Source organism: Streptomyces hawaiiensis, from assembly GCF_004803895.1.
In the GTDB taxonomy this organism is placed as follows: Bacteria; Actinomycetota; Actinomycetes; order Streptomycetales; family Streptomycetaceae; genus Streptomyces; species Streptomyces hawaiiensis.
This window is the reverse complement of record NZ_CP021978.1, coordinates 1,808,877-1,829,063: the sequence shown is the minus strand read 5'-3', so window position 1 is coordinate 1,829,063 and position 20,187 is coordinate 1,808,877. Positions and strand designations below refer to the sequence as shown.

The 20,187-nt window shown below is 70.9% G+C and carries 20 protein-coding genes; 18 read left to right on the top strand and 2 right to left on the bottom strand.

Annotated features, from left to right (window positions below; translation table 11 throughout):
• Positions 1–27 precede the first annotated feature (27 nt).
• From CEB94_RS08465 to CEB94_RS08385, 17 genes are all read left to right on the top strand, one after another.
• Positions 28–1,287 carry an MFS transporter gene (locus tag CEB94_RS08465; protein WP_175431573.1) on the top strand — a complete coding sequence of 420 codons (1,260 nt, stop codon included), beginning with the start codon at positions 28–30 and terminating at the stop codon, positions 1,285–1,287.
• A gap of 9 nt (positions 1,288–1,296) precedes the next feature.
• On the top strand, positions 1,297–2,658 hold the full coding sequence (gene pafA / locus CEB94_RS08460) for a Pup--protein ligase (RefSeq protein WP_175431572.1): 1,362 nt from the start codon (positions 1,297–1,299) through the stop codon (positions 2,656–2,658).
• A gap of 333 nt (positions 2,659–2,991) precedes the next feature.
• Positions 2,992–3,972, top strand: a complete 981-nt coding sequence (locus CEB94_RS08455) for an FKBP-type peptidyl-prolyl cis-trans isomerase (RefSeq protein ID WP_175431571.1) — start codon at positions 2,992–2,994, stop codon at positions 3,970–3,972.
• 56 nt (positions 3,973–4,028) lie between these two features.
• Entirely contained in the window at positions 4,029–4,400 is a 372-nt protein-coding gene (locus CEB94_RS08450) for an FKBP-type peptidyl-prolyl cis-trans isomerase (RefSeq protein ID WP_175431570.1), read from the top strand.
• Between the two features lie 129 nt (positions 4,401–4,529).
• On the top strand, positions 4,530–5,507 hold the full coding sequence (locus CEB94_RS08445) for a helix-turn-helix transcriptional regulator (RefSeq protein ID WP_175431569.1): 978 nt from the start codon (positions 4,530–4,532) through the stop codon (positions 5,505–5,507).
• Positions 5,508–5,524: 17 nt separating this feature from the next.
• Complete coding sequence (locus CEB94_RS08440; RefSeq protein ID WP_175431568.1) at positions 5,525–6,592, top strand: helix-turn-helix transcriptional regulator; 1,068 nt, start codon at positions 5,525–5,527, stop codon at positions 6,590–6,592.
• Positions 6,593–6,693: 101 nt separating this feature from the next.
• Positions 6,694–6,987, top strand: a complete 294-nt coding sequence (locus tag CEB94_RS08435) for a hypothetical protein (RefSeq protein ID WP_175431567.1) — start codon at positions 6,694–6,696, stop codon at positions 6,985–6,987.
• Positions 6,988–7,032: 45 nt separating this feature from the next.
• Positions 7,033–7,227: a hypothetical protein gene (locus CEB94_RS08430; RefSeq protein ID WP_175431566.1), complete on the top strand. Its 195-nt coding sequence runs from the start codon at positions 7,033–7,035 to the stop codon at positions 7,225–7,227.
• Positions 7,228–7,486: 259 nt separating this feature from the next.
• Complete coding sequence (gene tatA, locus CEB94_RS08425) at positions 7,487–7,771, top strand: Sec-independent protein translocase subunit TatA (RefSeq protein ID WP_175431565.1); 285 nt, start codon at positions 7,487–7,489, stop codon at positions 7,769–7,771.
• A gap of 47 nt (positions 7,772–7,818) precedes the next feature.
• A complete protein-coding gene (tatC, locus tag CEB94_RS08420; RefSeq protein ID WP_175431564.1) occupies positions 7,819–8,781 on the top strand; it encodes a twin-arginine translocase subunit TatC in 963 nt (320 codons plus the stop codon).
• Positions 8,782–8,812: 31 nt separating this feature from the next.
• The gene (locus CEB94_RS08415) at positions 8,813–9,703 is read left to right on the top strand and encodes a diacylglycerol kinase (protein WP_175431563.1); all 891 of its coding nucleotides are present in this window, start codon (positions 8,813–8,815) and stop codon (positions 9,701–9,703) included.
• Between the two features lie 56 nt (positions 9,704–9,759).
• Positions 9,760–12,609, top strand: coding sequence for a DEAD/DEAH box helicase (locus CEB94_RS08410; protein WP_175431562.1), 2,850 nt, complete (start codon positions 9,760–9,762; stop codon positions 12,607–12,609).
• A 396-nt stretch (positions 12,610–13,005) separates the two neighbouring features.
• The gene (locus CEB94_RS08405) at positions 13,006–14,649 is read left to right on the top strand and encodes a sensor histidine kinase (protein ID WP_175431561.1); all 1,644 of its coding nucleotides are present in this window, start codon (positions 13,006–13,008) and stop codon (positions 14,647–14,649) included.
• Entirely contained in the window at positions 14,646–15,053 is a 408-nt protein-coding gene (locus CEB94_RS08400) for a roadblock/LC7 domain-containing protein (protein ID WP_031141974.1), read from the top strand. Before CEB94_RS08405 ends, CEB94_RS08400 begins: the two co-directional genes overlap by 4 nt.
• Positions 15,050–15,448, top strand: a complete 399-nt coding sequence (locus CEB94_RS08395; RefSeq protein WP_062925887.1) for a DUF742 domain-containing protein — start codon at positions 15,050–15,052, stop codon at positions 15,446–15,448. The genes CEB94_RS08400 and CEB94_RS08395 overlap by 4 nt, the downstream gene beginning before the upstream one ends.
• Positions 15,429–16,049, top strand: coding sequence for a GTP-binding protein (locus CEB94_RS08390; RefSeq protein ID WP_175431560.1), 621 nt, complete (start codon positions 15,429–15,431; stop codon positions 16,047–16,049). Before CEB94_RS08395 ends, CEB94_RS08390 begins: the two co-directional genes overlap by 20 nt.
• Positions 16,050–16,106: 57 nt before the next feature.
• Positions 16,107–17,645 (top strand): cytochrome P450, encoded by a 1,539-nt coding sequence (locus CEB94_RS08385; protein WP_175431559.1) that lies wholly within the window; start codon positions 16,107–16,109, stop codon positions 17,643–17,645.
• Here CEB94_RS08385 and CEB94_RS08380 read toward each other — a convergent pair.
• Positions 17,639–18,631: a pseudouridine synthase gene (locus CEB94_RS08380; RefSeq protein WP_175431558.1), complete on the bottom strand. Its 993-nt coding sequence runs from the start codon at positions 18,629–18,631 to the stop codon at positions 17,639–17,641. The genes CEB94_RS08385 and CEB94_RS08380 overlap by 7 nt on opposite strands.
• Positions 18,632–18,711: 80 nt before the next feature.
• Between CEB94_RS08380 and CEB94_RS08375 the strand changes: the two genes are divergently transcribed.
• Positions 18,712–19,308, top strand: a complete 597-nt coding sequence (locus CEB94_RS08375; RefSeq protein ID WP_175431557.1) for a GNAT family N-acetyltransferase — start codon at positions 18,712–18,714, stop codon at positions 19,306–19,308.
• 9 nt (positions 19,309–19,317) lie between these two features.
• On the opposite strand, the gene CEB94_RS08370 is transcribed toward CEB94_RS08375, so the two are convergent.
• Positions 19,318–20,160: a siderophore-interacting protein gene (locus tag CEB94_RS08370; RefSeq protein WP_175431556.1), complete on the bottom strand. Its 843-nt coding sequence runs from the start codon at positions 20,158–20,160 to the stop codon at positions 19,318–19,320.
• Positions 20,161–20,187: the final 27 nt, after the last annotated feature.

Sequence of the window (20,187 nt, the reverse complement as noted above, 5' to 3'; positions counted from 1 at the left end):
GTTATACGTAAAACCTAAGGCGGGGACATGGCCACGGGATACCTGGAGATCCTTCGGGCGCGACACGCCGCCCGGCTGCTCGTCGGCACGCTCGTGGGCCGGCTGCCCAACGCCACGGCGGCCATCGCGATCGTGTTGTTCGTCCGGGCGGAGGGCGGGACGTACAGCCTGGCGGGGGCCCTGGCGGCCGTCTACGGCGTCGCCAACGCCGTGGGACAGCCCGTGCTGGGCAGGATCGTGGACCTGCGCGGGCAGCCCCGTGTGCAGCTTCCTGCGGCCGTCCTCTCCGGGCTCGCGATGGCCGTCTTCGCCTTCTCCGGGATCGGGTCGCTGCCGCTCGCCTACGCAGCCGTCGCCGGCGCCGGGCTCTTCACGCCGCCCCTGGAGGGCGGGCTGCGGGCCCTGTGGTCCTCGGTCCTGAAGCGGGAGGACCAGGTGCACACGGCGTACGCCATGGACGCCGTGGCCCAGGAGGTGATGTTCACCGTCGGGCCGCTGCTCGTGACGCTGTGCGTGTCCCTGTGGTCGGCCCAGGCCGCGCTGCTCGTGCTGAACGTGGTCGGGGTGCTGGGGGCGCTGTCCGTGGTGGTGTCGCCGCCCTCGCGCGCGTGGCGGTCGGCGCCGCGCGAGGCGCACTGGCTCGGCGCGCTGCGCTCGCCCGGGCTGCTCGCGCTGCTGGCGGCGTTCCTGTTCATCGGGATGGCGCTCGGCTCCATCACGGTCGCCTCGGTGCCCTACGCGGACGACCACGGCGGGGACGCCGTGTACGGCTGGCTGATGGCCGCCCTGGGCTTCGGGGCGCTGGTCGGCGGTGCCGTCTACGGGGCCCGGCAGTGGGCCGGTGAGCCGGCGCGGCGACTGCGGGTGCTGGTGGCCCTTCTGGTGGTGTGTTATCTCCCGCTGATGCTCATGCCGGACGCGGTGCCCATGGTGGCGCTCACCGCGCTCGCCGGGGTCTTCCTCGCGCCCGCCATCGCCTGCGCGTTCGTCCTGGTCGACCGGCATGCCCCGCGCGGCACGGTCACCGAGGCGTTCTCCTGGCTGGTGACGACGTTCACCGTGGGCCACTCGGTCGGAACGGGCGTCGCGGGGCCCGTGGTCGAGGCGGGCGGGGCTCTGTGGGGCTTCGCGGTGCCGGGTGTCGCCGGTGGCGTGTCCTTGCTGGTTTTGACCGCGACAGGACGGGTAGTCGCAGCTCCCGGCGAGGGAGCGGTTGTTGCGGCCGGTTCGGAAAATGATCCAAACCGTGCTGCCGAACCCCGTTTCAGTTCAGGGGATCGGGCGTAATGTTCCCTCATGGACCGCCGCATTTTCGGGCTGGAGAACGAGTACGGCGTCACGTGCACGTTCAGGGGACAGCGCCGCCTGTCTCCTGACGAGGTGGCGCGGTACCTCTTCCGCCGTGTCGTGTCATGGGGCCGCAGCAGCAATGTCTTTCTGCGAAACGGCGCCCGCCTCTATCTCGACGTGGGATCGCATCCGGAATACGCGACACCGGAATGCGACAACGTGACCGAACTGGTCACCCACGACAAAGCAGGCGAGCGCATTCTCGAAGGACTCCTGGTGGACGCCGAACGACGCCTGCACGAGGAGGGAATCGCGGGCGACGTCTACCTCTTCAAGAACAACACCGACTCGGCGGGCAACTCCTACGGCTGCCACGAGAACTATCTGGTCGCCCGGCACGGGGAGTTCTCCCGGCTCGCGGACATTCTCATTCCGTTCCTGGTCACACGGCAGCTGCTGTGCGGTGCCGGCAAGGTGCTGCAGACGCCGCGCGGCGCCGTGTACTGCGTCAGCCAGCGGGCCGAGCACATCTGGGAGGGCGTCTCCTCGGCGACGACCCGCTCCCGGCCCATCATCAACACACGAGACGAGCCGCACGCCGACGCCGAGCGCTACCGCCGCCTGCACGTCATCGTGGGCGACTCCAACATGTCCGAGACGACCATGCTGCTCAAGGTCGGCGCCACCGACCTGGTGCTGCGCATGATCGAGGCGGGCACGGTGATGCGCGACCTCACCCTGGAGAACCCGATCCGGGCGATCCGCGAGGTCAGCCACGACATCACCGGCCGGCGCAAGGTGCGCCTGGCCAGCGGACGCGAGGCCTCCGCCCTGGAGGTGCAGCGCGAGTACTACGAGAAGGCCGTGGACTTCTGCGAGCGCCGGGGCATCCGCACCGGCACCGTCGAGCAGGTCCTGGAGCTGTGGGGCCGCACCCTGGACGCGATCGAGGCCGAGGACCTCGACCGCATCGGCACCGAGATCGACTGGGTCATGAAGTACAAGCTCATCGAGCGGTACCGCGCCAAGCACAACATGACCATGTCGAATCCGCGGGTCGCGCAGATAGACCTCGCCTACCACGACATCCACCGCCGTCGTGGCCTGTACTACCTGCTCGAGAAGAAGGGCCAGGCGGCCCGTATCTGCAACGACTTGAAGATCTTCGAGGGCAAGTCCGTTCCGCCGCAGACCACTCGGGCCCGGCTGCGCGGCGACTTCATCCGGCGGGCCCAGGAACAGCGCCGTGACTTCACGGTCGACTGGGTTCACCTCAAGCTCAATGACCAGGCTCAGCGGACCGTGCTGTGCAAGGACCCGTTCCGTTCCGTGGACGACCGGGTGGAGAAGCTGATCGCCGGAATGTGAGCCGGCGCCGGCCGGATTCGTCTCCGTCCGTCCGTGATCCCGCTGCCCGGAGGTGTTCGCGCCTCCGGGCAGCGGGCTTTCCGCGTGTCTGCTGTAAGAGGTTTCACTTTGGGGAGGTTGAGCCGCCTGAGCGGAATCATTCCTCGGCACGCTCCGGTCGCTCGACGGCGGCAGCGCTTCCTGACCGTCCGTCCGCGAGCCGCACACCCAGTGACGTCGCCCGGGCCGGAGAACCGGCCCGGGTGACGTCGTGTCGCGCGGTGAACCGAGCGGGGAGCGTGTACGCCGTAGAGTGGCGGCCATTGCCCCCCACCCCCGATCCCAGTTGGACTGATGAACTACAACACGAAACGACTCGTGGCCGCGCTGCTGGCCGTTCCCGCCCTGTTGTTCACCGCCGCGTGCGGGTCGGACGACGGGAACAACGGTGACGCGGCGGGAGGCGTCGCCGAGGTCAAGGGGAAGGTCGGGGCGAAGCCCGAGATCTCCGTGCCCAAGGACGGCAAGCCGTCCGACAAGACCGTGGTCGAGACGGTCTCGGCGGGCAGCGGGGCCCCGATCAAGGGCTCGGACTTCGTCCGCCTGGACTGGACCGTCGAGAAATGGAGCGGTGGCCAGGAGCTCGGCGGCACCTGGGCCGCGGGATCGACGGGTGACAACGCACCCCGACGGCAGTCCATCGAGCAGATCGGCAAGCCGAGTCAGCAGCTCCCCGAGAAGGTCCTCGACGCGGTCAAGGGCAAGAAGCCCGGCAGCCGGATCCTGGTGCAGGGCACCGCGGGTGATCTGATCGGCCAGAGCCTGAACACGTCCTCCGGGATCTCCGCGAAGGACGTGCTGATCTGGGTGGTCGACCCGGTCGGGGCCGCGAGCGTCGACGTCAAGGGCGAGGCCAAGGGCGAGCAGGCGGCCTCCGAGGCGGGCATGCCCGAGGTGAAGTCCCCGTCGCAGAAGGCCGCGGTCATCACCGTCCCCAAGGGCGAGAAGGCTCCCAAGGACCTCAAGCAGCAGGTGCTGATCAAGGGCGACGGCAAGAAGGTCGAGGCCGGCCAGGGCCTCATCGCCCAGTACACCGGGGTCAAGTGGGAGGACGGCAAGAAGTTCGACTCCTCCTGGGACCACGGCGGCGCGACCGCCTTCCAGATCGGCAACGGCTCCGTGGTGGCGGGCTGGGACAAGGGCCTCGTCGGCAAGCACGTGGGCGACCGGGTGCTGCTGGTGATCCCGCCCTCCCTCGGCTACGGCGCGAGCCCGAACAGCGAGCTGTCCAAGAACACGCTGGTCTTCACCGTGGACATCCTCGGCACGGTCTGACCCGGCCGGTCTGTGAGACTGTTCCCGACGCAGGTCACGTAACAAGGAGAGATGAAGTGAGCATCGACAAGCCCGAGATCGACTTCCCGGGCGGCGAGCCCCCGGCGGACCTCGAGATCAAGGACATCTGGGAGGGCGACGGCCCGGTCGCGCAGGCCGGCCAGACCGTCACCGTGCACTACGTGGGTGTCTCCTTCAGCACTGGTGAGGAGTTCGACGCCAGCTGGAACCGCGGCACCCCCTTCCGCTTCCCGCTGGGCGGCGGCCGGGTCATCAAGGGCTGGGACCAGGGCGTACAGGGCATGAAGGTCGGCGGCCGCCGTCAGCTGACCGTTCCCGCCCACCTCGCCTACGGCAACCAGAGCCCGACCCCTCTGATCAAGCCGGGCGAGACGCTGATCTTCGTGGTCGACCTGCTCGGGGTCTGAGCAGGATCCGAACAGACTCGATCATGTGGGGCCCATGCCTGTTCGGGCATGGGCCCTCGGCTTTTGCCGTGCCACCGTGTGGCGGTACGGTCATCGCTCGTAAGCACCATAGGGAGGCGAAGCGCGTCGATGGCCATTGCCAAGGCCGAGCGGCTGATGAACCTGGCGCTGTGTCTGCTCGGGACACGCCGGCCGCTCAGCAAGCGTGAGCTGCGCGACTCCATCGAGGCCTACGTCGAGGCCTTCGGGCCGGGCAACGGCGCGAGCGGCTCCGATGATTCGTTCAACCGCATGTTCGAGCGCGACAAGGACGACCTGCGTGAACTCGGGCTGGTCATCGAGACCGTCGAGAGCCTCGACGGCGACGTCGGCTACATGGCCCGCCGCGACAGCAACCGCCTCCCGCCCATCACCCTGGACGCGGAGGAGGCCGCCGCTCTCGGGCTGGCCGCCAAGGTGTGGCAGCAGGCCCGGCTCGCCGGAGCGGCCAGCGGCGCCCTGCAGAAGCTGCGCGCGGCCGGACTCCCCGAGGACGTCGACCCGTACGGGTCGCACGGCGCGCTGGAGCCGCGCATCCCCGTGCACGAGTCGGCGTTCGAGCCGCTGATGCTGGCCTGCCGGGACCGTCGGCCCGTCGCCTTCGACTACCGCAAGGCCACCGCCGCCCACCCCGAGCAGCGGCACGTGGAGCCGTGGGCGCTGGAGTGCTGGCGGGGCCACTGGTACCTGGCGGGCTGGGACCGCGACCGGGGCGCCGAGCGGGTCTTCCGGCTGTCGCGGATCACCGGCAAGGTCCGCTCGCGCGGTGGCCGGTACACCGCTGACGTGCCGGACGTCGTCACCGTCCGGGAGACCGTCGCGGGCTGGGCCGGGGAGACCGCCGACCGCTCGGCGCGGATCCGGCTGCGTACGGGATCGGGATACCCCCTTCGGGCGAAGGCCACCTCCGTTCGGGAACTCGGCGACGGCTGGGACGAGTTGGAGATTCCGTACGGTCACGGCTTGGACGCCTGGCTGGTGGAGTTCGGGCCGGACGTGGTCGTCCTGGAGCCCGCCGAGCTGCGGGCCGACGTGGTGGACCGGCTGCGGGCCGTGGCCAAGGGCTGAGGGGGAGCGGAGAGACAGTGGCAGGCAAACCGGTCAGGCCCGTGAACGCCATCGACCAGACCCGGCGGATGCTCTCGCTGGTGACGTATCTGAAGGAGCGCCCCGGAGCCCGGGTCGAGGACGTCGCGCGCGCCTTCGGCATCAGCGAGGACGAACTGGTCTCCGACCTCGACGTGCTGCCCATGTGCGGCACCAGCTTCCGCGGTGGCGACCTGCTCGACATCGACACCGACGGCGAGCGCATCTGGTGGCACAACCCGGCCGCCCTCGCGGCGGAAGCCGCCGAGCCGCTCAGACTCGCCGCCGACGAGGCCACCGCCCTGCTCGTCGCCGCCCGGGCGGTGTCCACGCTGCCCGGACTGCGCGAGAGCGACCGGCAGGCGCTGCTGCGGGCGACGGCCAAGGTCGAGACCGCGGCCGGCGAGGCGGCGGGCGCCAGCTCGCGCCTGTCGGTGACCTTCGAGTCCGAGGGCGGCGTGTTCGCGGACGTCGACCGGGCGATCGCCGAGCGCCGCCGGCTGTGGATCCGCTACTACTCGCCCGCGCGCGACGAGGTCACCGAGCGGGAGATCGACCCGATCCGCCTGGTCAGCGTCGGGCACACCTATGTCGAGGCCTGGTGCCGCCGTTCCGAGGCGCGCCGCACCTTCCGGCTCGACCGGGTCGCCGAGATCAAAATCCTGGACGAGCCGTCGGCGCCGCCCGAGATCGAGCTGCGGGACCTCTCGCAGGCGCTGGTGCAGCCCGCGGCCGAGGACCCGGAGGTCGTGGTCGAGGTCGGGCCCGGAGGCCGCTGGGTCGCGGAGTACTACCCGCACGACAGTGCGGATGAGCTGCCGGACGGCGGGCTGCGTATCACTCTGCGGACCCCCGAACCGGCGTCGCTCCGGCGCCTGGCGCTGCGGCTCGGGCGGGACGGCCGGATCGTGTCGCCGCCGGAGCTCGCCGACAGCGCCCGGCAGGCGGCCCGCGAGGCCCTGGCGGCGTACGACGGGATCGAGGCGGTGCGGACGGCTCGAGTCGTGGAGGCCGGCGTGCGCGGGCCGCACGCGGTTCCGGACGGGTCGGGCGACGGACCCGAGTGAGCCGCAGGCGCCCACCGGGGTCCACGGCCGGGCACGGCCCGATCCGCGACACCGGCCGTGGCGCCCCGGAGGCGAACGACCCCAGAAAGAGGAGCGAGGGCTTGAGCGAGTCGGTGACGTCCGGTGTGCGGGGCATGACGGTGGAGTCCGCGTTCGCCGGGATGAGAAGCGTGACCCCGGTCGTGTTCAAGGCGGGCTGCCCCGACTGCCGAGGGTGCTTCGAGCTCGCCGCGGGCGCCCTGCGCCTGGCCATCGGCGCCACGAGCCGCACCACCTTCTACTCCTTCACCTGCCCGGAGTGCGGCGCGTCCGTCCGCAAGCCCGCGGGGGAGCGGATCGTGGAGCTGCTCACCGGCGGCGGTGTGCGGACCCTCAGGCTGCACTCCACCGTCTAGTGGGCCGGGGCGTTCGCCCGCTCGGGAAGGTCTAGGCTCGGCGTCATGTTCTGGCCGATGTTCGCGGTTGCTGTGGGTTTCGTGGGTCTCGTCGTGCTCGGGGTGCTCGCCGTGCGGGTCTTCGTGGCGGCACAGCGTCTGGGCAGGCAGGTCACGGACTCGGCGCGCCGTATCAACCGGGCCGCCGAGGACCTGGAGCGGGCCGCGGAGAGCGCCGCCCGTTCCGCGGACGCTCTCTGAGCCGTCCGGCAGGCGGCTGTGAGTTGCGTTTCGGGACACTTCGCCCTGTCACGTCGGCGGTTCGTACAGGTACTCTGCTGGTCGCGGCCCGGTTAACGAGGCACTGGTCGCGGACGGGAGTACGCACAGGGGATGCAGAGGGATTGCCCCACGTTTACCCCTGAGCGTTACGATCGCTGCCAGCACGATCGTTCGGACACTTGTCCGACCGGTCGGACAGCACCCCACCACAGCCGCCTCGGTGAGAAGGTAAAGACTTATGTTCGGAAGGCTCGGAGCCCCCGAGATCATTCTCATCCTCGTCGTCATCATCCTGCTGTTCGGCGCGAAGAAGCTTCCGGACATGGCTCGGTCGCTCGGCAAGTCGGCCCGCATCCTCAAGAGCGAGGCCAAGGCGATGAAGGACGAGAACAAGTCGTCCACGACGCCGGCCGGCCCGCCCAACAACGACGAGCAGTCCGCGCACCGCACCATCCAGGCAGCGCCCGGCGACGTGACCAGCTCGCGTCCGGTCAACGAGCCCACGGACACGACCAAGCGCTGACGCAGGGCCGGTGACCTCCGGCCCGCCGCACGAGATGGGAACGTGGGTTGCTGAAGTCTGCCCGCAAGCAGGAGAGGGATCCCGAGGGGCGCATGCCCCTCGCGGAGCACCTTCGCGAGCTCCGCAACCGGCTCGCCAAGGCGATTGTGTCGATCGTCGCCGTCACGGTCGTCGCCGCCTTCTTCTACAACGACATCATCAACTTGATCACCAAGCCGATCCTCGACTCGGTCGGCTGTGACAAGACCTTCGCGGAACTGGCCAAGTCGCAGGTGGGCACGAAGCCCTGCGCGCAGATCACCATCAACGGCCTGCTCACGCCCTTCACGCTGGCGCTGAAGGTGTCCTTGATGGCCGGTGTCGTGCTGGCCTCGCCGGCCTGGCTCTACCAGCTGTGGGCCTTCGTCGCCCCGGGCCTGCACCGGCACGAGAAGAAGTACGCCTACGCCTTCGTCGCCACGGGCGCCCCGCTGTTCATCGTCGGCGCCTACTTCGCGTACACGGTGCTTCCCACCACGGCGAAGGTGCTCCTCGAGTTCACCCCGGGCGGCACGTCCAACCTCCTTCCGCTGGACGACCTGCTCGACCTGGTCATGCGGATGGTGCTCGTCTTCGGCCTCTCGTTCGAGCTGCCGCTGCTGCTGGTCATGCTCAACCTCACCGGGGCACTCACCGGCAAGCGCATGCTCGGCTGGTGGCGCGGCATGATCATGGGCATCACGGTGTTCGCGGCCATCGCCACGCCCAGCACCGACCCGCTGACCATGCTGGCGCTCGCCGGGCCGATCTGGATCCTGTACTTCGCGGCCACCGCCTTCTCGCTGCTCAACGACCGCCGACGCAGCCGTCGCGAGGCCCTCGGCCCCGACGACGACGAGGCCTCCGAACTGGATCTCACCCCCGACGACATCGGCGAGATCGAGGCCGTGACCACCAGCCGGGCCGCCCTGCCCGAGCAGGCGAGCTCGGACCGCTCGGACCGGGTCAACGGTTATGACGACGTGACCTGAAGATCGGCAGGCAGCTCATAGGGTCGGTCGCGTGACCAGCGAGATCACCCTCTTCGTCAACCCCACCGCGGGCCGCGGCCGGGGCGCCCGCGCGGCGCAGCCGGCCGCTTCCGCGTTGCGGGCGGCCGGCTTCTCGGTGCGGACGATCCTCGGGGAGGACGCCGCGGACGCCCTCGTACGCGCGCGTGCGGCCGTCGAGGGCGGCACGGGCGCGCTGATCGCCGTCGGCGGTGACGGAATGGCGGGCCTCGCGCTGCGGGCGGTCGCGGGCACCCGCACCCCCCTCGGCCTGGTCGCCGTCGGCACCGGCAACGACTTCGCCCGCGCCCTCGGCCTGCCCGTGCGGGAGCCCGCCGCCGCCGGCCGCATGATCGCCGACGCCCTCAAATGCGGCCGGCTCCGCGACATCGACCTCGGGCAGGTCGGCGACCGCTGGTTCGGCACGGTCCTCGCCTCCGGCTTCGACTCCCGCGTCAACGACCGGGGCAACCGCATGCGATGGCCCACCGGCCGCTTCAAGTACGATCTGGCGATGATCGCCGAACTCGCCGGGTTGCGGCCCGTCCCCTACCGGATCCGGCTCGACGACGGTGAGGTCCGCGAGGTCGAGGCGACCCTCGTGGCCGTCGGCAACGGCTCCTCGTACGGCGGCGGCATGCGGATCTGTCCCGGCGCCGACCTGACCGACGGGCTGTTCGACATCACCGTGGTGGGGGACTGCAGCCGTACGACGCTGCTGCGGGTGTTTCCGAGGGTGTACCGCGGGACGCACGTCGGCCATCCGAAGGTGACGGTGCTGCGGGCGGCCCGGGTCGAGATCGCCGCCGAGGGCGTCACCGGGTACGCGGACGGGGAGCCGCTCGGCCCGCTGCCGCTGAGCGCGCGCTGCGTACGCGGGGGCGTGCGGGTCGTCGGCCCCTGAGGCCCGCTGCCCCTGAGCTGCGCCGATCCCGGGTTTCACAGGAACGGATCCGGATAATGATCGTCCTGTTGTCAGTGCGGCCCGGTACGCTCGAAAGCACGATGACAGAGGACCTCTCACCGGCCGAGCGGTACGCGGCAGCCCGCAAGCGTGCTGTCGAGCAGGCCACCGCGCTCGCCACCTTCCGCGAGATGTACGACTTCGGCCTCGACCCCTTCCAGATCGAGGCCTGCCAGGCGCTCGAGGCGGGGAAGGGCGTGCTGGTCGCCGCGCCCACCGGCTCCGGCAAGACGATCGTCGGCGAGTTCGCCGTCCACCTCGCCCTCCAGCAGGGCAAGAAGTGCTTCTACACGACACCCATCAAGGCGCTGTCGAACCAGAAGTACGCCGACCTGTGCCGCCGCTACGGCACGGACAGGGTGGGCCTGCTCACCGGCGACAACAGCGTCAACTCCGACGCCCCGGTGGTCGTGATGACCACCGAGGTGCTGCGGAACATGCTGTACGCCGGTTCCCAGACCCTCCTGGGCCTCGGCTACGTGGTCATGGACGAGGTGCACTACCTCTCCGACCGGTTCCGGGGCGCCGTATGGGAAGAAGTGATCATTCATCTTCCCGAGTCGGTCACGCTCGTCTCGCTCTCGGCGACCGTGTCGAACGCGGAGGAGTTCGGCGACTGGCTCGACACGGTCCGCGGCGACACCGAGGTGATCGTCTCCGAGCACCGGCCCGTGCCGCTGTTCCAGCACGTGCTGGCCGGGCGGCGGATGTACGACCTGTTCGAGGAGGGTGAGGGCCACAAGAAGGCCGTCAACCCCGACCTCACGCGCATGGCGCGCATGGAGGCCAGCCGGCCCTCGTACCAGGACCGCCGGCGCGGCCGGTCCCTGCGCGAGGCCGACCGCGAGCGCGAGCGCCGTCAGCGGTCCCGGATCTGGACGCCGAGCCGGCCCGAGGTCATCGAGCGGCTCGACGCCGAGGGGCTGCTGCCCGCCATCACCTTCATCTTCAGCCGCGCCGCCTGCGAGGCCGCCGTCCAGCAGTGCCTGCACGCGGGTCTCCGGCTCAACGACGAGGAGGCGCGCGACCGGGTCCGCACCCTGGTCGAGGAACGCACGGCGTCCATCCCGACGGAGGACCTGCACGTCCTCGGCTACTACGAGTGGCTCGAGGGCCTGGAGCGCGGCATCGCCGCCCACCACGCGGGCATGCTGCCGACCTTCAAGGAGGTCGTCGAGGAGCTGTTCGTACGCGGCCTGGTCAAGGCCGTGTTCGCCACCGAGACCCTCGCCCTCGGCATCAACATGCCCGCCCGCTCGGTGGTGCTGGAAAAGCTCGTCAAGTGGAACGGCGAACAGCACGCGGACATCACCCCGGGCGAGTTCACCCAGCTGACGGGCCGGGCCGGGCGGCGCGGCATCGACGTCGAGGGCCACGCCGTGGTGCTCTGGCAGCGCGGCATGAGCCCCGAGCACCTCGCGGGCCTGGCCGGCACACGCACGTACCCGCTGCGCTCCAGCTTCAAGCCGTCGTACAACATGGCGGTCAACCTGGTCGAGCAGTTCGGGCGGCACCGCTCGCGCGAGCTGCTGGAGACGTCGTTCGCGCAGTTCCAGGCGGACAAGTCGGTCGTCGGCATCTCCCGGCAGGTGCAGCGCAACGAGGAGGGCCTGGAGGGCTACAAGGCCTCCATGACCTGCCACCTCGGCGACTTCGAGGAGTACGCGCGGCTGCGCCGCAACCTGAAGGACCGGGAGAACGAGATCGCCCGGCAAGGCGTGGCACAGCGGCGCGCGGAGGCCGCCGTCGCGCTGGAGAAGCTGAAGCCCGGTGACGTCATCCATGTGCCCACCGGCAAGTACGCGGGCCTGGCACTGGTGCTGGACCCGGGCCTGCCGGCCGGCCGTTCGAACGGCCACCGCGGCTTCGAGCACCACGACGGGCCGCGTCCGCTGGTGCTGACCGCCGAGCGGCAGGTGAAGCGGCTGGCGTCCATGGACTTCCCGGTGCCCGTCGAGCCGCTGGAGCGGATGCGGATCCCCAAGTCCTTCAACCCCCGTTCCCCGCAGTCCCGTCGGGATCTCGCCTCGGCACTGCGCACCAAGGCCGGGCACATCCCGGCCGAGCGGCACCGCAAGCAGCGCTCCCAGGCGGCCGACGACCGCGAGATCGCCCGGCTGCGCACCGCGCTGCGCGCGCACCCCTGCCACGGCTGCAACGACCGCGAGGACCATGCCCGTTGGGCCGAGCGGTACCACCGGCTGCTGCGCGACACCTCGCAGCTGGAGCGGCGGATCGAGGGCCGTACGAACACGATCGCCCGGACGTTCGACCGCATCGTGGCGCTGCTGACCGAGCTGGACTATCTGCGCGCCGACGAGGTCACCGAGCACGGCAAGCGGCTCGCGCGGCTGTACGGCGAGCTGGACCTGCTCGCCAGCGAGTGTCTGCGCGAGGGCGTCTGGGAGGGCCTCGGCCCGGCGGAACTGGCCGGGTGCGTCTCGGCGTTGGTGTTCGAGTCGCGTGTCGCGGACGACGCGATGGCCCCGAAGGTGCCGTCCGGGAAGGCCAAGGCCGCCCTGGGCGAGATGGTGCGGATCTGGGGGCGGCTGGACGCGCTGGAGGAGGACTTCCGGATCTCCCAGACCGAGGGGGTCGGGCAGCGTGAGCCCGATCTCGGCTTCGCCTGGGCCGCGTACGAGTGGGCCTCCGGAAAGGGGCTCGACGAGGTGCTGCGCGAGGCGGAGATGCCGGCAGGGGACTTCGTGCGGTGGTGCAAGCAGGTCATCGACGTGCTGGGGCAGATCGCCGCGGCTGCTCCGCAGGGGTCCAGCGTCGTGAAGAACGCGCGTAAGGCCGTGGACCTGTTGTTGCGGGGAGTCGTCGCCTACTCGTCGGTGGGGTGAGCTTGTAGCGCGGGTGCCGGTGGTTCGTGGCTGCTCGCGCCCGCGCGGCGGAGCCGCACAGTGACACAGCCCCGCGCCCCTGAAGCAGCGTTGTACTGAGGCCCATTCACCCTCACGGTGAGTGGGCTTTCGTATGCCCGTTCGTCGCTACGCACAGTATTCGAACGATGTCGCAACGTGTAAACGACTGAGCGTACTATCCCTTCGCGTCCGGTTTCCGGCAGTTGCTGAATATGACACGGCGATGATCCGGTCGGACTAAGCTCGCCCGCAGCGCACCGTCTTGAGATGAATTCGTGCGCTTGTTCCCCAATGTGCGGAAGATCCAGACAGTTTCATGACATACCCCCTCGCACGTCCCTCCGAACCTCAGTCGACTCCTGTCAGAAGGCCCACATGGTGAGTGTTCAATCCCCTCCCGGTCGCCGTGAACTTCCCTACGCGCGCGTGCTGTTGCTGCCTGCCATAGTCATGGCGGCGGCGACCGGAGCCGCCGTCGCCCTGGTGACGGAGCCCGCCCGGACCGCCGTCGGCTGGTGCGGCGGCATCGCCACCGCGCTGGTGCTCGCGACGGCTGCCGAGGCGGTGCGCCGCGGCCGTGCGCTGCGCAACCAGCGTGCGGAGCACGCCCGGCACAGCGCCCATCTGGAACAGCGGATCGCCGCCCACGAGAACGAACTGGTCCGCTTCTCGAGGGAGATCGTGCCCGCCGCGCTCGACCTGCTGCGCACCGGAGAATCCCCCAGGGAGGTGATTCGCAAGCTCGGCCTCGCCAACCCCGCGTTCCGCAACCTCCCCGCGCCGCAGGCCGAGACGCTGCTGACGGTCCTCAAGATCGTCGACCGCGAAGTGACCATGCGTGACGCCGCCGCGCGCTCCTTCGTCAGTGTCGCCCGCCGCGTCCAGGCGATCATCCACCAGCAGGCCGAAGAGCTCCGGGAGATGGAGGAGGACCACGGCCGCAACCCGGAGGTCTTCGACGACCTGCTGCGCATCGACCACGGCAACGCCCTGATCGGCCGCCTGGCCGACTCCGTCTCCGTCCTCGGCGGCGGACGCCCCGGACGGCAGTGGCCCGAGCCGGTGTCCCTCTACAGCACCCTGCGCGGCGCCATGTCCCGCATCCTGGAGTACCGGCGCATCCAGCTGTCCTCCATCGCCAAGGTCAGCGTCAAGGGCATCTACGTCGAGCCGGTCATCCACGCCGCCGCCGAACTCCTCGACAACGCCACGCGCTACTCACCGCCGCAGACCAAGGTGCACGTCACCGCCACCGAGGTGCAGACCGGCGTCTGCATCGAGATCGAGGACGGCGGTGTCAACCTCAACGAGGAGGCACGCGCCCGCATCGAGGGCATGCTGGAGGCCGCCAAGGCGGGCGTCGACCTGCAGGACATCGGCGAGCACCCGCGCCTCGGCCTGGCCGTCGTGGGCCGCCTCTGCACGGCGTACAACATGCAGGTCTCGCTGCGCGCCTCCGCGTACGGCGGCGTCCGCGCCATCCTCATCGTGCCCAGCCAGATGATCACCCACGAGCCCGGTGTCGGACTCGCCCACGGCATCGGCGCCACCGGCATCCCGATGACGGTCGGCATCCCCGAGGGCCCGAAGCGCGCGCCCAAGAGGCGACGCCCCACCAGCCCGAAGATCCCCGCCACGGTCTCCCTGGAAGACGACGACGTCCCCGAGGTCACCGAGTGGACCGCGAACGGCCTGCCGCAGCGCCGCAGCCGGGTGAAGATGCCGCTCGCCGAGCGACTCGCCCAGCAGGCCGCCAACGAGAAGGCCGACCGGGAGGCCGCCGAACGCGGCGAGTACAACCCATGGGCGGCGACGCAGGAGCCCGAGACCAAGCCCCTGCGCGACATGTCGGCGCCCGACGCCCCCGGCAAGGGCCTCGAGGCCTTCTGGGAGGGGCTGAAGCAGGGCATCGAACCCGGCACGCACCCGACCGACTTCATCCGCAACCCGACCAAGTACCTGCACCTGATCAACGACCCGGCTCCCACCGAGGCCGACGACGAGGGGGACCTCAAGTGATCCAGCAGCGAGGCAACTTCGACTGGATGCTCAAGCAGCTCGCCGACGGCGTGCCGGGCATCGAGATGATCGTGGTGCTCTCGGCCGACGGTCTGCGCATCGCCCGCTACGGCGGTGAGCCCGACGCGGCCGACCGGGTCGCCGCGGCCTGCGCCGGCCTGCAGTCCCTCGCGGGCAGCGTCTGCCAGGAACTCACCGTCGGCGACGGCGAGATGAAGCTCGTCATGATCGAGATCGACCGCGGCTACTTCTACCTGATGTCCGCCGGTGCCAACGCCTTTCTCGCGGTGCTCTCCGACGTCCGGTGCGAACCCGGCCGGATGAGCGCGATGATGCGCGATCTGGTCGTCCGGATCGGCGGCCATCTCACCAGTCCGCCCCGGCGGAACGGGCAGATCGTATGACGCCTCCCCAACGCCAGAGGCGCGACCCCGCATCGGAACCGCCCACGCCCCAGGAGGGCGACGGCAAACCCGGGAATCCCGAGCGGATGTACGTGGTGGCCGGCCCGGACGGTGAACGGGCCGAGCTCGACCTGGTGACGTTAATCGTGGCGCGTGCCACGGATCCGCCGCCCTCCGCCTCTCCCGAGCAGGCGGCGCTGCTCCGACTCTGCGCCGCCCCCCTGTCCGTGGCCGAGCTGTCGGCCTACCTCCACCTGCCGTTCAGCGCGATGGGCGTGCTGCTCACCGAGCTGCTGACGGCGGAACTGGTGCAGGCGCGTGCCCCGATCGTCCGCAAGGCGCGCTCCGACCGTTCCCTCCTCGAAGCGGTGATGAATGGACTTCAACGGCTCTGACACCATCCCGGGCCCCCGGACCGAGGACCAGCTGCCCCACACGGCACAGGCCGCGGCCAAGATCGTGATCGTGGGTGGCTTCGGCGTCGGCAAGACGACCATGGTCGGCTCGGTCAGCGAGATCACACCGCTGACCACCGAGGAGACCATGACGCAGGCCGGCATCGGTGTCGACGACAACTTCGGCTCCGCGTCCAAGACGGCCACCACCGTCGCCATGGACTTCGGCCGGATCAGCATCACCGACCAGCTCGTGCTGTACCTCTTCGGCACGCCCGGCCAGCAGCGCTTCTGGTTCCTGTGGAACGGCCTGTTCGAGGGCGCGCTCGGTGCGGTGGTGCTGGTCGACACCCGGCGGCTGGAGGTCAGCTTCGACGTCATGGGGCGCCTGGAGGAGCGCGGCGTGCCGTTCGTGGTCGCCATCAACTCCTTCCCCGACGCACCCCATTACGCCGTCGAGGAGCTGCGCACGGCCCTCGACCTCACGCCGGACATCCCGATCATCGAGTGCGACGCACGGCGGCGGGCCTCCAGCCGCGACGTCCTGATGACGCTCATGCGCTTCCTGCACTCGCTCGCCATGACGGGCTCACGCACCTGATCCGTGTCCGTCCGCCCCATCCCCCCATGCCACCTGGAAAGCTTCGGAGCGACCACTGTGACGCCTGAATCCCACGCCCCGACCAGTACGGACGACGACCTCCGGCCCGGCCCGCCCCCCGGCTGCCCCGCGCACGGCCTCGGGCCCGGGGGGCTGCACCGGCTGCACGAGGCGGAGGACCTGGGAGCGCTGTACGAGCAACTGCGGGACCAGCACGGTCCCGTGGCGCCCGTGCTGCTCCACGACGACGTGCCGATGTGGGTCGTCCTCGGCCACGCCGAGAACCTTCACATGGTGCGCTCGCCCTCGCAGTTCTGCCGGGACAGCCGTATCTGGACCCCGCTCAGGGAGGGCCTGGTCAAGCCCGACCACCCACTGATGCCGCACATCGCCTGGCAGCCCATCGCCTCGCACGCCGAGGGCGACGAGCACAAGCGGCTGCGCGGTGCCGTCATGGGCGCCATCTCCACCATCGACTTCCGCAGCCTGCGCCGCTACATCAACCGCAGTACGCAGGTGATCGTCAACCGGTTCTGCGAGGCGGGTGAGGCGGACCTCGTCAGCCAGTTCACCGAGCACCTGCCGATGGCGGTGATGTGCGAGATCCTCGGCATGCCCGACGAGTACAACGACCGGATCGTCGAGGCCGCCCGCGACGCCCTCAAGGGCACCGAGACCGCGATCGCCAGCCACTCCTACGTCATGGACGCCCTGAGCCGGCTCACCGCCACCCGCCGCGCCCAGCCGGAGGAGGACCTCGCCAGCTACCTGATCACCCACCCGGCCCGGCTGAGCGACGACGAGGTCAGGGAGCACCTGCGCCTGGTGCTCTTCGCCGCCTACGAGGCCACCACCAACCTGCTGTCCAACGTGCTGCTCACGGTGCTGATCGACCCGCGCTTCCGGGCCCAGCTCAACGGCGGCCAGATGACGGTGCCGGAAGCGGTGGAGCAGTCCCTGTGGGACGAGCCGCCGTTCAGCACGGTCTTCGCCTACTTCGCCAAGCAGGAGACCGAGCTGGGCGGGCAGCGCATCCGCCGGGGCGACGGGCTGCTCTTCGCGCCGCTGCCGGCCAACGTCGACCCACGGGTGCGGCCGGACCTGAAGGCCAGCATGCAGGGCAACCGCTCCCACCTCGCCTTCGGCGGCGGACCGCACGAGTGCCCCGGACAGGACATCGGCCGCTCCATCGCCGACGTGGGCGTCGACGCGCTGCTGATGCGGCTGCCGGACGTCGAACTCGACTGCGACGAGGAGGAGCTGCGCTGGACGGCGTCCATCGCCTCCCGGCACCTGGTGGAACTGCCGGTGCAGTTCGTGCCCAAGCCGCCGCAGGACGTGCAGGAGGTGCCGAACCACAAGCCGGTCGCCGCACAGCGCTCGGACTGGCAGATCGGCACCGCACAGCCGCAGGCCGCACCGGCCGGCGCGCAGCCCCAGCCGGCCGCCCCACAGCCGCAGCCGGCCGCCGCGCAGCCCCAGCCGGCTCACGTGCAGGCCCAGCCGGTGTCGGGGCCGCCGCAGCCGGCCGTCGCGGAACCGCCCCGCCGCAAGGGGGTCTGGCAGCGGTTCCTGAGCTGGTGGCGCGGCTACTGACCGTCTGACGGGCCGTCGTACGTCCCGGCGGCCCACCGGTCGTACGACGCCCAGGCCGCGAGCACCCGGCCGCTGCGGAACCGGTGCTCCTCGCCCGTGACCGGGTCGGCGAACTCCAGGGACCGCGCCAGCAGCTGGAGCGGACGGCGGAAGTCGCCGGCCGGCCCGGGGGCGGTCACCTCCGGGTAGAGCGGGTCGCCGAGGATCGGCACCCCCAGCGCGCTCATGTGGACGCGCAGCTGGTGGGTCTGCCCGGTGGACGGTGTGAGCCGGTACCGGGCGATTCCGCCCGGCCCGTCGGGGCGGTCGCGGTGTTCGACGAGCTCGACGTGGCTGACGGCGTTGGGCTCGCCCGGGACTTCCCGGGCGGTGAGCACCCCGCGCTCCTTCAGGATCCGGCTGCGGACGGTCCGGGGCACGGTGAGGGCGGGGTCGTACGGGGCGACGGCCTCGTACTCCTTGCGGACCAGACGGTCGCGGAACAGCGTCTGGTACGCGCCGCGCTCCTGGGGGCGCACGGTGAACAGCACGAGTCCCGCGGTGAGCCGGTCCAGGCGGTGCGCGGCAGTGAGCGCCGGGAGGTCCAGCTCGCGGCGGAGCCGGGCCAGCGCGGTCTCGGCGACATGGCCGCCGCGCGGGGTGGTGGCGAGGAAGTGCGGCTTGTCGGCGACGACGATGTGCTCGTCCCGGTGCACGACCTCCACCGGGAAGGGCACCGGCACCTCCTCGGGCAGGTCCCGGTGGAACCACACGAACAGTCCGGGCACGAAGGGGGCGTCCGCCGCGACGGGGCGCCCGTCCGCCCCGACGATCCGGCCCGCGGCGAACATGCCGTCGACGACCCCGGCGCCCGCCCCGGAGAGCCGCTCCACCAGGTGCTCGCGCACCGTGCCCCACGTCCCCGCGGCGGGCAGCCGCACGCGCACCGGGTCCACGCCGTGGCGCTGCGGCAGGGGAGAGGGCGGGGTGGGGGTCTTGCGTCTCATCGCGGCCCAGCGTACGAGGCCGGTGCGCGGGGGCGGAAAACCAGTGGGGCCGCCCGGCCCGCCCTTGTCAGGATGCGGGCATGCCGTTCCTCATCAGCCCGGTTCTGAACGCCGGAACCCTCGCAGACCGCCCGCAACCGACACTCCCCGCCGACGGCGGACTCGTGCTGCGCCCCTGGCGGGCCGGGGACGCGCCCGCGGTGTACGAGGTCTTCCAGGACCCGGTGATGCACCAGTGGCACGCCCGCGCCGCCGACTCCGTGGCGGAGGCCGGGGAGTGGATCCGCGAGTGGCGACAGGCATGGGAGGGGGAGCGGGAGGCGCACTGGGCCGTGGCCGACGCGGAGTCCGGCGCGCTGCTGGGCCGGGTGGCGCTGCGCGAGCTTCGGCTCGACGACGGGACGGCGGAGGTGGCGTACTGGACGGTCCCGGCGGCCCGGGGGCGGGGCGTCGCCGCCCGCGCCACGACCGCGCTCACCCACTGGGCCCTCGACGAGACCGGCTTCCACCGTCTGGAGCTCCTGCACGCCGTCCACAACGAGGCCTCGTGCCGCGTCGCCACCAGGACCGGCTTCGACCTGGAGGGCACCAAGCGCAGTGCGATCCTGCATCCGGACGGATGGCACGACATGCACCTGCACGCGCGGGTCGGCTCCCGCACAGCTCCGCCTCGGTGAGGAGCGTCCTCAGGCCGCGGACACGCTCTCCTGCTCCGCCTCGATCCGGGCGTTCCACTCGCGCTTGGAGGCCTGCCAGCCCTCCTCGTCGTGGCCGCGGCGCCAGTAGCCGGAGATCGAGAGGTCCTCGCGCGGGACGTGGCGCTCGATGCGGAGCAGGTGGCGCAGCTGCTTGACGAAGTGCGCCTCGCCGTGGACGAAGGCGTGCACGCGGCCTTCGGGGAACTCCAGGTTCCGTACGGCCTCGACCAGCGCCTCACCGTGCGGCCGGGCGCCGCGGTGCAGCCAGACGACCTCCACGTCCGAGTCGATCTTCTGCTCCTCCTCGGGGCCGGAGATCTCCACGAAGGTGTACGCCCTGGCCCCGCGCGGCAGTGCCTCCAGGGCGCAGGCGATCGCGGGCAGCGCGCTCTCGTCACCGACGAGCAGATGCCAGTCGGCGCCCGGGTCGGGCGCGTAGGCCCCGCCGGGTCCCATGAAGCGCACGGTCTCGCCGGGCCGGACCCGCATGGCCCACGGACCGGCCAGGCCTTCGTCGCCGTGGATGACGAAGTCCAGGGTCAGTTCGCGGTGCTCGGCGTCCCACTGGCGGACCGTGTAGGTCCGGGTCACCGGCCACTGTTCGCGCGGCAGTTCGTCCCGGACGCGCTGCAGGTCGAAGGGTTCCGGGTAGGTGACGCCCACGGGCGGGAACAGCAGCTTCACATAGTGGTCGGTGCACGTGCCCGCCGCGAAGTCGGCAAGGCCCTCGCCGCCGAGCACCACACGCTGCATGTGCGGGGTCAGCCGCTCCGTGCGCACGACCAGCGCGGAGTGGACCCTGCGCGGCTGGCGTCCCGGTCGCTCTGCCATGAGGACCTCCCTGTCTCACATAGTTAG

Bases quoted from the DNA above. Each gene is read 5' to 3' on its own strand.
- CEB94_RS08465 (WP_175431573.1), top strand. From the start codon at position 28: ATGGCCACGGGATACCTGGAGATCCTTCGGGCGCGACACGCCGCCCGG.
- CEB94_RS08380 (WP_175431558.1), bottom strand. From the start codon at position 18,631: ATGAGACGCAAGACCCCCACCCCGCCCTCTCCCCTGCCGCAGCGCCAC.
- CEB94_RS08395 (WP_062925887.1), top strand. From the start codon at position 15,050: ATGACGCCTCCCCAACGCCAGAGGCGCGACCCCGCATCGGAACCGCCC.
- pafA (WP_175431572.1), top strand. From the start codon at position 1,297: ATGGACCGCCGCATTTTCGGGCTGGAGAACGAGTACGGCGTCACGTGC.
- CEB94_RS08370 (WP_175431556.1), bottom strand. From the start codon at position 20,160: ATGGCAGAGCGACCGGGACGCCAGCCGCGCAGGGTCCACTCCGCGCTG.
- CEB94_RS08410 (WP_175431562.1), top strand. From the start codon at position 9,760: ATGATCGTCCTGTTGTCAGTGCGGCCCGGTACGCTCGAAAGCACGATG.
- CEB94_RS08455 (WP_175431571.1), top strand. From the start codon at position 2,992: ATGAACTACAACACGAAACGACTCGTGGCCGCGCTGCTGGCCGTTCCC.
- CEB94_RS08445 (WP_175431569.1), top strand. From the start codon at position 4,530: ATGGCCATTGCCAAGGCCGAGCGGCTGATGAACCTGGCGCTGTGTCTG.
- CEB94_RS08390 (WP_175431560.1), top strand. From the start codon at position 15,429: ATGGACTTCAACGGCTCTGACACCATCCCGGGCCCCCGGACCGAGGAC.
- tatA (WP_175431565.1), top strand. From the start codon at position 7,487: ATGTTCGGAAGGCTCGGAGCCCCCGAGATCATTCTCATCCTCGTCGTC.
- CEB94_RS08405 (WP_175431561.1), top strand. From the start codon at position 13,006: ATGGTGAGTGTTCAATCCCCTCCCGGTCGCCGTGAACTTCCCTACGCG.
- CEB94_RS08430 (WP_175431566.1), top strand. From the start codon at position 7,033: ATGTTCTGGCCGATGTTCGCGGTTGCTGTGGGTTTCGTGGGTCTCGTC.
- CEB94_RS08375 (WP_175431557.1), top strand. From the start codon at position 18,712: ATGCCGTTCCTCATCAGCCCGGTTCTGAACGCCGGAACCCTCGCAGAC.